1 pseudogene is annotated in these 242 nt (G+C 66.1%); it reads left to right on the forward strand.

Features of this window, described 5'->3' with window-relative positions:
- A pseudogene (locus tag RMT89_RS45035) lies at positions 1–242 on the forward strand (amidohydrolase); the annotation flags it as partial.

The following is a 242-nucleotide window of genomic DNA, read 5'->3' on the forward strand; positions in this document are numbered from 1 at the left end:
GGCGACGCAGCGGTCACGCAGGCGCTCGATGCCGTCGAGGTGGTGCGCAGCTTCAACGGCCCGACGAACCTGACCCACCAGATCGCCCATGCGAGCTATATCACGCCCGACGACGTCAAGCGGTTCGCGCAGCTCGGCGTGATCGCCGACCTGTCGCCGATCATCTGGTACCCGACCTTCTTCCTCGAAGGCCACAAGGTCGCCATGGGGAAGGAGCGCGCCGAGCGTTTCTGGCCCAATCG

Source organism: Streptomyces sp. P17 (genome assembly GCF_032436805.1).
GTDB lineage: Bacteria > Actinomycetota > Actinomycetes > Streptomycetales > Streptomycetaceae > Streptomyces.